The organism is Nocardioides sp. WS12 (assembly GCF_014108865.1).
Taxonomy (GTDB): domain Bacteria; phylum Actinomycetota; class Actinomycetes; order Propionibacteriales; family Nocardioidaceae; genus Nocardioides.
Genome location: NZ_CP053928.1, coordinates 2,844,567 through 2,858,404 on the forward strand (window position 1 = coordinate 2,844,567; position 13,838 = coordinate 2,858,404).

15 protein-coding genes are annotated in these 13,838 nt (G+C 66.6%); all 15 read left to right on the forward strand.

Annotated features, from left to right (window positions below):
• The first annotated feature begins 159 nt into the window (after nt 1-159).
• The 15 genes from HRC28_RS13800 to HRC28_RS13870 are packed head-to-tail and all read left to right on the forward strand — an operon-like array spanning nt 160 to nt 13,836.
• Nucleotides 160-882, forward strand: coding sequence for an ABC transporter permease (locus HRC28_RS13800; RefSeq protein WP_182380647.1), 723 nt, complete (start codon nt 160-162; stop codon nt 880-882).
• Nucleotides 882-1,721, forward strand: a complete 840-nt coding sequence (locus HRC28_RS13805) for an ABC transporter permease (protein ID WP_182376080.1) — start codon at nt 882-884, stop codon at nt 1,719-1,721. The genes HRC28_RS13800 and HRC28_RS13805 overlap by 1 nt, the downstream gene beginning before the upstream one ends.
• Nucleotides 1,722-1,734: 13 nt before the next feature.
• Nucleotides 1,735-3,057, forward strand: coding sequence for an MCE family protein (locus tag HRC28_RS13810; protein ID WP_182376081.1), 1,323 nt, complete (start codon nt 1,735-1,737; stop codon nt 3,055-3,057).
• Nucleotides 3,054-4,160, forward strand: a complete 1,107-nt coding sequence (locus HRC28_RS13815; protein ID WP_182376082.1) for an MCE family protein — start codon at nt 3,054-3,056, stop codon at nt 4,158-4,160. The genes HRC28_RS13810 and HRC28_RS13815 overlap by 4 nt, the downstream gene beginning before the upstream one ends.
• Nucleotides 4,160-5,140, forward strand: coding sequence for an MlaD family protein (locus tag HRC28_RS13820; RefSeq protein WP_182376083.1), 981 nt, complete (start codon nt 4,160-4,162; stop codon nt 5,138-5,140). The genes HRC28_RS13815 and HRC28_RS13820 overlap by 1 nt, the downstream gene beginning before the upstream one ends.
• Entirely contained in the window at nt 5,140-6,375 is a 1,236-nt protein-coding gene (locus HRC28_RS13825; protein ID WP_182376084.1) for an MCE family protein, read from the forward strand. Before HRC28_RS13820 ends, HRC28_RS13825 begins: the two co-directional genes overlap by 1 nt.
• Nucleotides 6,372-7,715, forward strand: coding sequence for an MCE family protein (locus tag HRC28_RS13830; protein WP_237111479.1), 1,344 nt, complete (start codon nt 6,372-6,374; stop codon nt 7,713-7,715). The genes HRC28_RS13825 and HRC28_RS13830 overlap by 4 nt, the downstream gene beginning before the upstream one ends.
• A complete protein-coding gene (locus HRC28_RS13835) occupies nt 7,712-8,983 on the forward strand; it encodes an MlaD family protein (RefSeq protein ID WP_182376085.1) in 1,272 nt (423 codons plus the stop codon). The genes HRC28_RS13830 and HRC28_RS13835 overlap by 4 nt, the downstream gene beginning before the upstream one ends.
• Nucleotides 8,944-9,582 carry a hypothetical protein gene (locus HRC28_RS13840; protein WP_182376086.1) on the forward strand — a complete coding sequence of 213 codons (639 nt, stop codon included), beginning with the start codon at nt 8,944-8,946 and terminating at the stop codon, nt 9,580-9,582. The genes HRC28_RS13835 and HRC28_RS13840 overlap by 40 nt, the downstream gene beginning before the upstream one ends.
• A gap of 11 nt (nt 9,583-9,593) precedes the next feature.
• Nucleotides 9,594-10,460, forward strand: coding sequence for a hypothetical protein (locus HRC28_RS13845; RefSeq protein WP_182376087.1), 867 nt, complete (start codon nt 9,594-9,596; stop codon nt 10,458-10,460).
• A gap of 19 nt (nt 10,461-10,479) precedes the next feature.
• Nucleotides 10,480-11,478, forward strand: coding sequence for an NAD(P)/FAD-dependent oxidoreductase (locus HRC28_RS13850; RefSeq protein WP_237111480.1), 999 nt, complete (start codon nt 10,480-10,482; stop codon nt 11,476-11,478).
• A 2-nt stretch (nt 11,479-11,480) separates the two neighbouring features.
• Nucleotides 11,481-11,948 (forward strand): pyridoxamine 5'-phosphate oxidase family protein, encoded by a 468-nt coding sequence (locus tag HRC28_RS13855; protein ID WP_182376089.1) that lies wholly within the window; start codon nt 11,481-11,483, stop codon nt 11,946-11,948.
• 5 nt (nt 11,949-11,953) lie between these two features.
• Nucleotides 11,954-12,157, forward strand: coding sequence for a ferredoxin (locus tag HRC28_RS13860; protein ID WP_182376090.1), 204 nt, complete (start codon nt 11,954-11,956; stop codon nt 12,155-12,157).
• Nucleotides 12,154-13,065, forward strand: coding sequence for a 3-oxoacyl-ACP reductase (locus HRC28_RS13865; protein ID WP_182376091.1), 912 nt, complete (start codon nt 12,154-12,156; stop codon nt 13,063-13,065). Before HRC28_RS13860 ends, HRC28_RS13865 begins: the two co-directional genes overlap by 4 nt.
• Before the next feature lie 15 nt (nt 13,066-13,080).
• Nucleotides 13,081-13,836: a glucose 1-dehydrogenase gene (locus HRC28_RS13870; protein ID WP_182376092.1), complete on the forward strand. Its 756-nt coding sequence runs from the start codon at nt 13,081-13,083 to the stop codon at nt 13,834-13,836.
• Nucleotides 13,837-13,838: the final 2 nt, after the last annotated feature.

A 13,838-nucleotide genomic window follows, 5' to 3' on the forward strand; every position in this document is an offset into this window, starting at 1 on the left:
GGGTCAGTAGCGGCGTTGTAGCGTTGGTCACAACGAGAACGTGTTCTACTATTGCCGAGCAGTGCGGTTCAGGCCGCTCAGGGACATGACGGGAAGAGGAGACGGGGCGTGGCGTTCAACGCCGTTTCGGTCGTACGCGGCCCCGGTGAAATCGCGGTCATGGTGGTCGAGGTCACCAAGATCATCTTCACTCGCAAGTTCCAGCTCCGGGAGTTCCTCGAGCAGGCCTGGTTCGTCACCACCGTGACGTTGATGCCCACGATCATGGTGTCGATCCCGTTCGGCGCGGTCATCTCGCTCCAGGTCGGCAACCTGACCGGCCAGCTCGGTGCGCAGTCGTTCGCGGGCGCCACCGCCGTGCTCGCCACGGTGCGCGAGGCGGCGCCGATGGCGGCCGCCATGATCATCGCCGGCGCCGCCGGGTCCGCCATCTGTTCGGACCTCGGTGCCCGCAAGATCCGCGAAGAGATCGATGCCATGGAAGTGCTGGGCATCGACCCGCTCGAACGCCTGGTGGCGCCGCGCGTGGTGGCAACGGTCTTCGTGGCCCTGATGATCAACGGCATCGTGATCGCCGCAGGCATCGGTGGCGGCTACTTCTTCACGGTCATCGTCCAGGGCGGGTCCGCCGGGGCCTTCCTGTCGACCTTCGCTCAGCTCGCGTCGCTGCCTGACCTCTACATCGCCATGATCAAGGCCGCCATCTTCGGTTGGCTGGCGGCGATCATCGGCGCCTACAAGGGCCTCAACGCGGGCGGCGGCCCGAGTGGTGTCGGCCGCGCTGTGAACGAAGCGGTCATCATCGCGTTCATGGCGTTGTTCTTCCTGAACGCCGTGATCACCGCCATCTACTTCCAGGTCGCACCGCCGGTGGGTCTGTGATGTCAGCGGCCAGCGAGTTCTTCGGAGGCGCCGTCAAGGCACGTCGTGCCTCCCTCGAGGGGTACGGCGACCAGCTGCTCTTCTATGTCAAGGCGCTCGCCTGGGCGCCGCGTGCCATCCGGCGCTACCCCCGCGAGATCTCGAACACCCTCGCCGAGGTCGCCTTCGGTGCCGGGGGATTGAGCCTGATCGCCGGGTCGGTCGGCGTCATCGCGTTCATGGCGTTCTTCGCTGGCACCGAGGTCGGTATCCAGGGCTACGCCTCGCTCAGCCAGATCGGCGTCGCGAAGTTCAGCGCCTTCATCTCGGCCTACTTCAACACGCGTGAGGTCGCCCCGTTGGTGTCGTCGATCGCGCTCGCCGCGACGGTCGGCTGCGGCTACACCGCGCGGCTCGGTGCGATGCGGATCTCGGAGGAGATCGACGCGCTCGAGGTGATGGGCATCCCGTCCCTGCCGTTCCTGGTGACCACCCGGATGATCGCGGCCTTCATTGCGGTCATCCCGCTCTACATCGTCGCCCTGTGCGCGTCGTACCTCTCGCCTCGGCTCATCGTCACGATGATCTACGGCCAGTCCGCCGGCACCTATGACCACTACTTCCTGCAGTTCCTGCCGCCGATCGACATGCTCTGGTCCTTCTTCAAGCTGTTGTTCCTGGCGGTCGCGGTGATCCTGATCCACTGCTACTACGGCTACACCGCGTCCGGCGGACCCGCCGGCGTGGGGCGTGCCGTCGGTACCGCCATCCGGACCAGCATCGTGACCATCGTGGTGGCCGACTTCTTCTTGAGTTTCGCCATCTGGGGCTCCACAACGACCGTCAGGATCACCGGATGAGGGGGGTCCTGCCGTGCTGGTGAACATCCACCACGACAGCGCGAAGGAGCACAACCGGCTCCTGGTCGCTGGTGTCGTCTTCCTCAGCGTCATCGCGCTGCTGCTCTGGCTGTCGATCGCGATCTACAACAAGACGTTCGACAACAGCACCATCGTCACCGTGAAGGCGGACCGCGCCGGCCTGCAGTTGGCGAAGTTCGGCGACGTGCGTCTCAACGGTGCGCTCGTCGGACGGGTCGACAAGATCTCCCAGGACGGCGAAGAGGCCGAGATCACCCTGGCCATCGAGCCCGATGCGGCCACGAAGATCCCGGCGAACGTCGAGGTGCAGATCCTGCCCACGACGTTGTTCGGCCAGAAGTTCGTGGCGCTGATCCGGCCGGAGGCTGCGTCGGAGACCCCGCTCAAGGACGGCGACGTGATCCCGTCGGACCGGGTCGAGACCAACGTCGAGCTCAGCCAGATCCTCGCTGACCTGTTCCCGCTGCTGCGTGCGGTGCGTCCTGCTGACCTCAACGCCACCCTCAACGCGCTGTTGACCGCGCTTGAGGGCCGTGGCGAGGACATCGGAGAGACGATGGACCAGCTCGGCCAGTACATCGGTGCGATCGACGAATCCCTGCCGACCCTGCGCAAGGACCTGATCGCGCTCGCCGAAGTGGCCGACGCCTACGACCTCGCGGCGCCTGACCTGCTCGACGTGCTCGACAACGTCACCGTGAGCAGCAAGACGGTGACGGAGAAGGCCGCCGACCTCGACGTCTTCTTCTCCGACCTCACCGGTCTGGCGAACACCTCGCGCCGCATCCTCGGTGACAACGAGCAGAACCTGATCCGGATGGGCCAGGTCACTGCGCCGGTCATCGCACTCCTGGCGCGGTACTCACCCGAGTTCCCCTGCCTGATCCGCGGTGCGGCCAACTACGAGCCGATCCTCTCCAAGACGTTCGAGGGCAACGTCGTCAAGCAGTACATGGAGTTCTTCACGCCGCAGTTCCGGCCCTACGACGAGCGCGACCTCCCGGAGTACGGCGAGGTCGGGCACGGACCGTGGTGTGCGGGCCTGCCGTCGTTCAAGGTTCCGGCCGACCAGAAGACGCTCGACCAGGGCTCCGACATCGACGAGAAGGGCGGGTACCTCCCGTTCCCGATCCCCGGCCTGCCCAACCCGAACCCCGCCGCACACATCGACAGTGGCTACGCCGGCAGCGCCGGCGAGCAGGAGGTCCTCAACGCGATGCTCGCTGGTGACAGCGGCCGTACCCCCGAGGCGTACGGCGCCCTGGGCTCCCTGCTGTACGGGCCTGTTGTCCGTGAAGGGCAGGCGGCCGGATGAGCAGTCTTCCCACCGAGGCGAACCTGCGCCGTCAGCGGAACGCCCCGACGTACGCCGCTGCGATCAAGCTCGGCATCTTCACCCTGGTGTCCATCTTCGTGACCGGCCTGCTGGCTGTGATCATGGGCAACATCGGTTTCGGTGACCGCAACGAGTTCCGGGCCATCTTCACCAATGCGACGTCGCTGTCGAAGGGCGACGACGTACGCGTCGCGGGCGTCAACGTCGGCGAGGTCAAGAAGGTCGAGCACCACAACCGGTCGCAGGCGATCGTGACGTTCAAGGTCGACACCGGCGTGAAGATGACGACCGCCTCGCGGGCCGAGATCCGGTTCCTCAACCTCGTCGGCGACCGCTACATGGCGCTCGAGGCGGGCACCGGTTCCGAGGACGCGCGTCCGCTGGAGTCCGGAGCCACGATCCCGGTCGACCACACGAAGCCGGCCCTCGACCTGACCGTGCTCTTCGACGGGTTCAAGCCCCTGTTCGCCGCGCTCAGCCCCGACCAGGTCAACGAGCTCAGCATGAACCTGGTGCAGGTCCTGCAGGGGGAGGGCGGCACGGTGAAGAGCCTGCTGGCCCACACCGCGTCGCTCACGGGCACGCTTGCGGATCGCGACGCGCTGATCGGTGACGTGGTCACGAACCTGAGCCAGACGCTGAAGACCGTCGACGAGCGCCACGACCAGCTCAGCACCCTGGTGATCGAACTCAAGGACTGGATGACCGACCTGGCGAAGGACCGCAACACCATCGGGTCCTCCCTGGACAACATCTCCCAGCTCACCGTGACGGTGGCCGACCTGTTGCGCCGCGGCCGTCCGCTGCTCAAGGAGGACATCGCCGCCCTGCGCGCGCTGTCCAAGCTCCTCAACAAGCCGGAGAACCGCGCGAACCTCTCGCAACTCCTGGACCGGATGCCCGAGACGATGCAGGACCAGACGCGAACCGGTACCTACGGCTCCTGGTACCAGTACTACGTCTGCGGCTTCTCGGCGAAGATCAGGCTCCCTGTGATTGCGGATCTGCCGATCCTCAAGGAGATCCAGAAGTACATCGGCGACATCAACTTCCACTCCAGCGCACCGAGGTGTCAGAACTGATGGCCCGGGCAAGCGATGCACGCGTTCTGCGCCTCGGCGTGATCACCCTCGTGTTGATGACGTTGATCTCCGCGGCGACCTTCAACCTGGGCAAGTTCCCGGGCTTCCGGGGCACCACGTACTACGCCGAGTTCAGTGACGCCAGCGGGATCCACAAGGGCAACATCGTCCAGGTGGGCGGGATCCGGGTCGGCCGCGTCAGTGACGTCACGCTCGACGGCGACAAGGTCCTGGTGAAGTTCGACCTCGACGGTGACGTCGACTTCGGCAAGGACAGCACCGCCTCGATCGAGGTCCTCAACCTGCTCGGGGAGAAGTACCTCGACGTGCAGCCGGTCGGCAAGGGTCAGCTCGCTGAGGGCGGCACCATTCCGGTCGAGCGCACCGAGTCGGCCTACGACATCGTCGGCGTGTTCAGCGACCTGACGAACACGACCGAGGAGATCGACACCCAGCAGCTCTCCGAAGCGCTGGACACCGTCGCCGACACCCTCGACGTCTCCGCCCCCGAGATCCAGGCGTCCTTCGACGGCATCGCACGCCTCTCGCGCAGCGTCGCCTCGCGGGACGAGGAGATCCAGACCCTCTTTGCGAGCTCGAAGGAGGTCACCAAGGTCCTGTCCGAGCGCAGCGACGACATCGTCCAGCTGATGAAGAGCAGTGATCTGGTCTTCCAGGAACTCACCAAGCGCCAGGCCGCCGTCCACGACCTGCTCGTCAACGCGCGCCTCCTGGCCCAGGAACTCCGGGGCCTGGTCAAGGACAACGAGAAGCAGATCGGACCGGCCCTCAAGGAGGTCAATGGTCTGGTGACCTTCCTGACCGGCAAGAAGAACAAGCTCAAGGAGACGCTCGCGGCCCTCGGTCCGTACGTCTCCATCCTGTCCAACATCATCGGCACCGGCCCGTGGTTCGACGCCTATGCGGCCAACCTGCTGGCGTTGCCCACCGGTGAGTTCCTGCCTGGATTCCCGGAGTGATGACGATGGTTTCCTCGATCTTCAAGCGCATCGACCGACGGGTGTTGATCCTCGTCGGGGTGGTCCTTCTCGTCGGCGTCATGATCAACGTCTTCAACTCGCCGAAGGAGATGAAGACGGTCACGGCGAACTTCCCGCGTGCTGTCAGCGTCTACAAGGGCACCGACGTCCGGGTCCTCGGTGTCAACGTCGGCAAGGTGACTGCGGTGATCCCCGCCGGCAACTCGGTCCGGGTCGAGATGGAGTACGACGCGTCGTACAAGATCCCGGCGGGAGCGCAAGCCGTCATCGTGACCCCCACCCTGGTCGCTGACCGGTTCGTCCAGCTCACGCCCGTGTACGTCGGCGGCGACGTGATGGCGGATGGTGCCGACATCGCGCTGCCGCAGACCGGGGTGCCGGTCGAGCTCGACCGCATCTACGCCAGCCTCCAGTCCCTGACCCAGGCGCTCGGCCCCAACGGGGTCAACGCCGACGGCACTCTCGACCACCTGCTGGCGGCGGGGGAGAAGGCCTTCTCGGGGCAGGGCACCAAGGGCAACCAGATGATCCGTGACCTCGCGCAGGCAGCCGAGACCTTCGGTGACGGCGCCGGCCCGTTGTTCGAGACGGTGACCTACCTCGCGGAGTTCACCCGGACCCTCGCGGAGAACGACACGCTGGTGCGTGCGTTCATGCAGGACCTCACCGGTGTCTCGGCGATGCTCGCCGAGGAGAGCGACGAACTCGAGCAGGCCGTGACTGCGGTCGCCCAGGCCGTCGGCAGCGTCGAGTCCTTCGTGAAGAACAACCGCGACGCCTTCGTCACCGACGTCGAGAAGCTCACCGAAGTGCTGAGCACCATCGTGTCGGAGAAGGACAACCTGAAGAAGGCGATGGAGGTCGCACCCGTGGCCATGGGCAACCTGCACATGGGCTTCGACCACGTCAGCGGTTCGCAGAACTCGCGGATCGGCATCGGCGGGCAGATCTGGGACGCCGACGGCTTCCTCTGCGCGGTGATCCAGCAGCAGCCGGGCATGCCCGCCGCGCTCAAGGACACCACCTGCGATCTGATCGAGAAGCTGCTCGAGCCGATCGTCAGCCAGCTGCCGTGGCTGCCGCCCGAGTACAAGTCGTACCTGCCCAAGCAGGTCGACACCAAGCAGGGCATCCGGCGCCCCGAGGTCACCGAGGTCTCCTACTCGACCGGCGACAACGCCTCCGTCGAGAACCTGCTGGGAGGTGGACAGTGAGGACCCCACGCCTGCGCGGCTGGGCCCGGGGTGCAGCTGCACTCCTGGCCGGCACGGTGCTGCTCACCGGCTGTGACTTCGACGGCGCCTACGACCTGCCCCTGCCCGGGCACCCGGTCGATGCCGACGACGCCTTCGAGATCACGGCCTACTTCAAGGACGTCCTGAACGTGGTCCCGAGGTCCCCGGTCATGGTCGACGACGTCGTCGTCGGCGAGGTGACCGAGGTCGAACGGGCTGGCTGGAATGCCAAGGTGACCCTGATCCTGCGCAAGGACGTGAAGCTCCCCGACAACGTGATCGCCGACATCCGGCAGGTCTCCCTCCTGGGTGAGAAGTACGTCGCCCTGGAAGCCCCGAAGGAGCAGGCGGCCACCGGTCGCCTGGCCGAGGGCGACACCATCCAGCTCGCGCAGACCGGCCGCAACCCGGAGGTCGAGGAAGTGCTCGGCGCCCTCTCGTTCCTGCTCAGCGGCGGCGGCGTGGCCCAACTCGGCACGATCGTGCACGAGGCCAACCAGGTCATGTCCGGTCGCGAGGACCGGTTGCGCAACCTGCTGTCGTCCCTGGACTCGGTGGTGGGAACCATCGACCAGCAGAAGGTCGACATCATCAACGCGCTCCAGTCGATGAACAACCTGACCACCAAGCTCAATGCCGAGAAGGACACCATCGGCGAAGCGCTCGACGCCACCGGCCCCGCGATCAAGGTGCTCGCCGCGCAGCACGAGGAACTCATCGCGATGCTCGACGCGCTCGACAAGCTGGGCAAGGTGGGCACCCGCGTCATCAACGCGAGCAAGGAGGACGTGCTGAGCATCCTCAAGGACCTCAGCCCCGTCCTGCGCAAGCTGACCGAGGCCGACGAGCAGCTCGCGCCCGGCCTCAACCTGCTGGTGAGCTTCCCGTTCCCCCAGTCGGCCAACAAGATCGTCGAGGGCGACTACGCCGACACGATCATCCGTGCCGACCTCGACATCGCGAACCTCTACAAGACGCTGGGGCTCCCGGAGATCCAGTTGCCCGACCTCGGGGAAGTGCTGGACCAGGTGACCCGGTGCCTGCGGAGCGGGAACCTTCTCGGTACCGCGTGCGCGAAGGTGCTCAACGACGTCAACCTGCTCAAGGACCTGCAGGACCAGTGCAAGACGGCGGCCCTGAAGACCAGCCCGGTCTGCAAGTTGCTGAACTCGCTGCCGACCCTGGACCTGAACGACCTGCTCAAGAACGGTCTGCTCGGCGCGGACGGCCCACTGGGCGGACTGACCCGCGGCCTGGCCGGCGTCGAACCGTCGTACAACAACAGCAGCACCGAGAGCCTGTTGGGAGCGACCGCATGACGCGCGGCGTACGGATCCGGCTGATGGCCTTCGTCGTGCTGAGCGCGGTGGGCATCACCTACATCACGGCTAGTTACCTCGGTCTCGTCGACAAGGTGACCGGTCGGGGCCTCACGGTCACGGCCACCCTGCCCGGCTCGGGCGGCATCTTCGAGGGCAGCGAGGTGACCTACCGGGGCGTCAAGATCGGCAAGGTCTCCAGGGTTGTGCCGACCGAGGAGGGCATCGACCTGACCCTTGCCCTGGAACACGACGCCAAGGTCCCGCTCGACTCGGCGATCTCGGTGCACAACCTCTCCGCCGTCGGTGAGCAGTACTTCGACTTCCAGCCTGCTGACGACAAGGGCCCGTACGCGAAGGACGGGTCGAAGTTCATCGGCAACGACGACTCGCTGCCGGTAGACGAGGGCGACCTGCTGGTCGACCTCAACCAGTTCGTCCAGTCGGTCGACAAGGACAGCCTGCAGAAGGTCGTCGAGGAACTCGGCGTGATGTTCAACGACACCGGGGCAGACCTGCAGCGTCTGCTCGACGGCGGTTCGAAGTTCATCGCCGAGGCCAGCGAGCACACCGACGAGACGATTGCGCTGCTGAACGACGGCCTGACGGTCCTGCGCACGCAGCAGGGCCAGAAGGAGAACATTCGCAAGTTCGCCGCCGACCTGAACACGGTGACGACGATGCTGCGCGAGAACGACGGCAGCCTGCGCACCGTCCTCAGCGCCACCCCGGGTGCCGCGCGCGAGCTGACCAGTCTGCTGAAGGAGCTGGAGCCGACCCTGCCGATCCTCTTCGGCGACCTCGTCACGATCGACCAGATCCTGGTGACGGAGATCGACGGGCTCGAGCAGTTGCTCGTCACCTACCCGGCCCTGATCTCGGGTGGTCCGACCGGCAGTACGGCCGACGGCTACGGCCACGTCAACCTGCAGTTCGACTACAGCGTCCCGCCCTGCACCAAGGGCTATGTGCCGCCCGCGGACTGGCGTTCCACGCAGGACCTGACCGATGTGGAGGCAGCCGACGTGAGCTGTACGGCGCCCGCGCCGTACGCCATGCGGGGCAGCAAGTACGCCCCGGCGAACCGCAAGAACCGGGCGTCCCCGGGCCGCGTCTACAGTGGCACCTACGACCCGTCCACCGGCGCTGTGCCCGGACTGGTCGACACAGCAGGGAACCCGGTGAAGTTGATGCAGCCGGAGAACCTGTCCGTCCTGGGAGGGGATGCGTGGAAGTGGCTGTTGGTGGGTCCGGTGGCGAGCCGGTGATCCCGGCTCTGACCGAGGAACGCAGCCGCGCACGTCTCAACATCGCGCTGTATGCCGCGATCGTCATCTTCGCCTGCATGGCCGTTCTGGTCGGGCTCGCGTTGAAGTCGGAGCTGGACTCGCGCGTCGACGGTGTCGACGTGGTGCCCGGTGCCGGCCAGGACGTCGGCCGCGGCATCGTCCAGGCGGTCCCGCTGGCCAAGGACACCGAGCAGGAGCGGGTCGCCGCGCAACTCGAGGCCGCGACGAAGATGGTCAACGCGTTCGTGAACTTCAGCTACAAGGAGCCTGACGCCACCATCAAGTCGGTGCAGTCGATGTCGACCGGCGACTTCCTCACGGAGTACAACAAGGGCGTCTCGGGTCTGAAGAAGTTGGCCAGCGAGGCCCAGTCCAGCATGGTCGCTGAGGTCGTCTGGTCCGGACTCGTGGCCGGTGACAACGACTCGGCCACCGTGATCGTTGCCACCAGCGGCACGGTCACCAACAAGACAACGGAGTTCAAGGAAGAGGCGCGCAACTACCGGATCCAGGTCGAACTGGAACTGGTCAAGGATCGCTGGCTCACCCGTGATCTCCAGTACGTGCAGTTGGGCTGAGGAGTTTCCCCATGAGTCGCCCCACACCCCGACGCCCCGCGAGTTCGCGGGGCACCACGCCCCGACCGCGCAAGCTGGCCGGCCAGGCCGCCAACGCTCGCCCGGACGAGGTCGTCGCGACCGACGAGGTCGTCGAGACCGAGGAAGCCGCCCCGGCCGCCGAGACCAAGGCCGCCCGCGAGCCCCGGCTCAGCGTCCGCAAGTCCGAGCGCGTCACCGCGTCCGAGAAGTCGACTCCCGAAGTCGCCGACAAGGCTGATGACGAGTCCAGTGACGACTCCGGTGAGCCCGGTCTGCTGGCTCGGCCACGGACCACCCGGCGCCTCGTCATTGCTCTTGTCGTCGTCGCCGTGATCCTCTTCGCCCAGGCCGTGTGGTTCGGGATCCTGAAGTTGACCGAGGACGACCCGGCGCCCAAGGTCACCGACACCGCAGGTGAGATCACCGTGCCCGACGGTCGACCGGTCGTGGCCTCCGAGATCTCCACGCTCGAAGGTGTCGAGGCGGCCGCCAAGGCTGCCCAGGACATCGTCGCGGTCGACTACCAGAAGTACGACGCCGAGATCGACGCTGCCGCCAAGGTGATGACCTCGAAGTTCGAGGGGCAGTACCGCACCACCGCCAGCGACATCAAGGAGCAGTTCGTCCTCCAGAAGACGGTGGTCCAGGCCAACGTCGTGGCGCAGGGTGTCGTCCGGGCCAACCGGACCCGGCTGCAGGCGCTGGTCTTCCTCAACCAGGTGGTGTCGCGGGAACGCGACGGGAAGCCGGAGACCGTGGTGACGCCCTTCAAGGTGCTGGTCACGATGGTGCACACCGATCAGGGCTGGCTCGTCGATGGTCTCGACACGGATCAGCGGCGAGACAAGACCAACTAGAACACGTTACAGTTCTGTGGTGGCCACCTCTGAGAACGTCGAGTGCGACGTCGTCATCGTCGGCGCCGGCCCCACGGGGCTGTTCGCGACCTACTACGCCGGCTTCCGTGGGCTGCGGGTCGCGCTGATCGACTCGCTCCCGGAGCTCGGTGGCCAGATCACCGCGATGTACCCGGAGAAGGCGATCCTGGACGTCGCGGGCTTCCCCAACGTCAAGGGTCGTGACCTCGTGGACGGGCTCGTCGCCCAGGCGCTGACGGCCGACCCGATCCAGTTGCTGGGCCGGACCGCGCTCGAGCTCGTGACCGACGAGGAGACTGGTGTCCGTCTGACCCTCGACGACGGCACCGTTGTGCACGCCAAGGCGCTGATCATCACCGCCGGAATCGGCAAGTTCAGCCCGCGCCCGCTCCCGGCAGCCGAAGGCTGGATCGGGCGAGGTGTCGAGTTCTTCGTGCCCAGCTTTGCGCCGTACGCCGACAAGGACGTCGTCATCGTCGGCGGGGGAGACAGCGCCTTCGACTGGGCTCTGCACCTGGAGCCGATCGCGCGCTCCGTGACGCTGGTGCACCGCCGTGACGCGTTCCGCGCCCACGAACGCACCGTCGAGCAGGTCCGCGCATCGTCGACCCAGTTCGTCACCAAAGCCGAGGTCACTGCGCTCCGCGACGCCGCGGGCGGCGCGGACGGTGAACTTGCCGAGGTCGAGATCGCCGTCGACGGTGTGGCGGAGATCCGGCCGGCGCAGGCCGTCGTCGCGGCCCTGGGCTTCGTCGCCGACCTCGGTCCCCTCCAGCAGTGGGGTCTCGAGACCCACCGACGTCACATCGTGGTCAACGCAGCCATGCGCACGAGCCTGCCGCGGGTGTTCGCCGCCGGCGACATCACCGAGTACGACGGCAAGGTCCGCCTGATCGCCGTGGGCTTCGGTGAGGCAGCCACCGCGGTCAACAACGCCGCCGTCGTCATCGACCCGAGTGCCCACGTGTTCCCGGGCCACTCCTCGGAAGGAAGCTGATCATGAGCGCTGGACGCACCAAGGTGCAGTTGACCGAGGACGAGGTTGCGGGCCTGCTGGGGGAGAACCTCAAGGTCCAGGTCGCGGCCAATGGCCACGACGGACACCCGCACCTGACCACGCTGTTCTATGTCGTGCGCGAGGGCAAGATCGCGTTCTGGACCTACGGACGCAGCCAGAAGATCCTCAACCTGGAGCGGGACCCGCGGGTGACCGCCCTCGTGGAGGACGGCGTCGACTACTTCGAGCTGCGCGGGGTGTCGATCGAGGGCCGGGCCGAGATCGTGCGCGACTACGAAACGATTTTCGACATCGGCTCTGCCGTGGCGACCCGGATGCTCAACGCGGAGTCGTTCGAGGCGCTCGGAGATTTTGGTCGCGAGACCGTCGAGAAGCAGGCGACCAAGCGGGTGGGCGTGATCATCCACCCCGACAAGGTCGCCTCCTGGGACCACCGGAAGATGACCTGAAAGGCATGACAGAGATGAAGATCAAGGTCGACTTCGACCTCTGCGAGTCCAACGGACTGTGCGAGGCCATGGCGCCTGAGGTGTTCGAGCTGGACGACGACGACTTCCTCCAGATGCACACCGAGCAGACCACGGACGAGAACATCGACAACGTCCGGAAGGCTGTTGCGGCCTGCCCGCGCGCTGCCATCACGTTGGTGGAGGAATGAGCACGGCGGAGGGCACGTCGCTCGAGGGCAAGGTCGCTGTCGTCACCGGAGCAGGTGCCGGTCTTGGCCGCGCCGAGGCGCTGGCCCTGGCCGCAGCGGGTGCGAAGGTCGTCATCAACGACCTCGCCGGAGCGGGCGACGACGCCGTCGACGAGATCCGTTCGCTCGGGGGTGAAGCTGTCGTCGTCGAGGGCGACATCAGTCAGCGCAGCACGGCTGACGCCTTGATGACCGCAGCAGTCGAGGGCTTCGGCAGTCTCGACATCGTCGTCAACAACGCCGGCATGACGCGCGACCGGATGCTGTTCAACCTGGCCGACGACGAGTGGGACGCGGTCATCGCCGTCCACCTGCGTGGTCACTTCCTGCTCTCGCGCAACGCGGCGTCGTACTGGCGTGGACGGGCGAAGGAGAGCGAGTCCGGCACGACGTACGGCAGCATCGTCAACACGGCGTCGGAGGCGTTCCTGGGTGGCTCACCCGGGCAGGCCAACTACGCGGCAGCGAAGGCGGGCATCACTGCGCTGACGTTGTCCACGGCCCGCGGACTGAGCCGGATCGGCGTCCGCGCGAACGTGATCTGCCCCCGGGCGCGCACCGCGATGACGGCCCAGGTCTTCGGAGAGGACCAGTCCGGCCTCCAGGTCGACCCGTACTCGCCGGACCACGTCGCGCCGGTCGTGGCGTACCTCGCCTCGCCGGCCGCCGAGAGGATCACCGGCCAGGTCTTCGTCGTGTACGGCGGCATGGTCGCCCTCGTGGCAGCCCCCGTCGTCGAGCAGCGCTTCGACAAGTCCGGTGACATGTGGACCGGTGAGGACCTCGACAAGCAGCTCGGCGACTTCTTCGCCGACCGCGACCCGGCCGTCGGATTCGCGGCCGACTCGATCATGCAACTGACCGTCTGAAGGCAGGGAAACACCATGGGTCGTCTGGAGAACAAGATCGCCATCGTCACTGGTGGCGCACAGGGCCAGGGCGCTGCCATTGCGCGCGCCTACGTCGCCGAGGGTGCCAAGGTCGTCATCGCCGATGTGGCGAAGGAGGAGGGCCAGGCCCTCGCTGACGAACTGGGCGACAGCGCCCACTTCATGCACCACGACGTGAGTGACGCAGCGTCGTGGACCGCGCTCGTCGAGGACGCCAACACCCGGTTCGGCCCGGTCAACGTGCTCGCCAACAACGCCGGCATCCTCCGCTTCGGTGACATCGAGCGGATGCCCGCCGAAGAGGTCGAGCTCGTGTGGCGGGTCAACCAGCTCGGCGTCTTCCTCGGCATGCAGGCCGTCACGCGCACCATGCGCAAGAACGGCGGCGGCTCGATCATCAACGCGTCGTCGGTCGAAGGTCTCGCGGGCATGCCGTCCTGCACCGCGTACGCCGCCACCAAATGGGCCATCCGGGGCATGACCAAGTGCGCTGCGATGGAGCTCGGCCCCAAGGGGATCCGGGTCAACTCGGTGCACCCCGGCATGATCGACACCCCGATGACGCGTGTCCACGGCGGCGACGCCGCCATGGAGTACGGCGCCAGCAAGGTGCCGCTGCGCCGGGTCGGTGTCCCGGAGGACATCGCGCCGGTCTACGTGTTCCTGGCCAGCGAAGAGTCGTCGTACATCAACGGCGCCGAGATCGCAGTCGACGGCGGCGTGACGAGCACGCACGCCTTTGGTGCCTGATC

Excerpts from the sequence above, each read along its gene's own strand:
- HRC28_RS13815 (WP_182376082.1), top strand. The coding sequence starts at position 3,054 with ATGAGCAGTCTTCCCACCGAGGCGAACCTGCGCCGTCAGCGGAACGCC.
- HRC28_RS13845 (WP_182376087.1), top strand. The coding sequence starts at position 9,594 with ATGAGTCGCCCCACACCCCGACGCCCCGCGAGTTCGCGGGGCACCACG.
- HRC28_RS13800 (WP_182380647.1), top strand. The coding sequence starts at position 160 with ATGGTGGTCGAGGTCACCAAGATCATCTTCACTCGCAAGTTCCAGCTC.
- HRC28_RS13835 (WP_182376085.1), top strand. The coding sequence starts at position 7,712 with ATGACGCGCGGCGTACGGATCCGGCTGATGGCCTTCGTCGTGCTGAGC.
- HRC28_RS13805 (WP_182376080.1), top strand. The coding sequence starts at position 882 with ATGTCAGCGGCCAGCGAGTTCTTCGGAGGCGCCGTCAAGGCACGTCGT.
- HRC28_RS13860 (WP_182376090.1), top strand. The coding sequence starts at position 11,954 with ATGACAGAGATGAAGATCAAGGTCGACTTCGACCTCTGCGAGTCCAAC.
- HRC28_RS13855 (WP_182376089.1), top strand. The coding sequence starts at position 11,481 with ATGAGCGCTGGACGCACCAAGGTGCAGTTGACCGAGGACGAGGTTGCG.
- HRC28_RS13865 (WP_182376091.1), top strand. The coding sequence starts at position 12,154 with ATGAGCACGGCGGAGGGCACGTCGCTCGAGGGCAAGGTCGCTGTCGTC.
- HRC28_RS13870 (WP_182376092.1), top strand. The coding sequence starts at position 13,081 with ATGGGTCGTCTGGAGAACAAGATCGCCATCGTCACTGGTGGCGCACAG.
- HRC28_RS13825 (WP_182376084.1), top strand. The coding sequence starts at position 5,140 with ATGACGATGGTTTCCTCGATCTTCAAGCGCATCGACCGACGGGTGTTG.
- HRC28_RS13820 (WP_182376083.1), top strand. The coding sequence starts at position 4,160 with ATGGCCCGGGCAAGCGATGCACGCGTTCTGCGCCTCGGCGTGATCACC.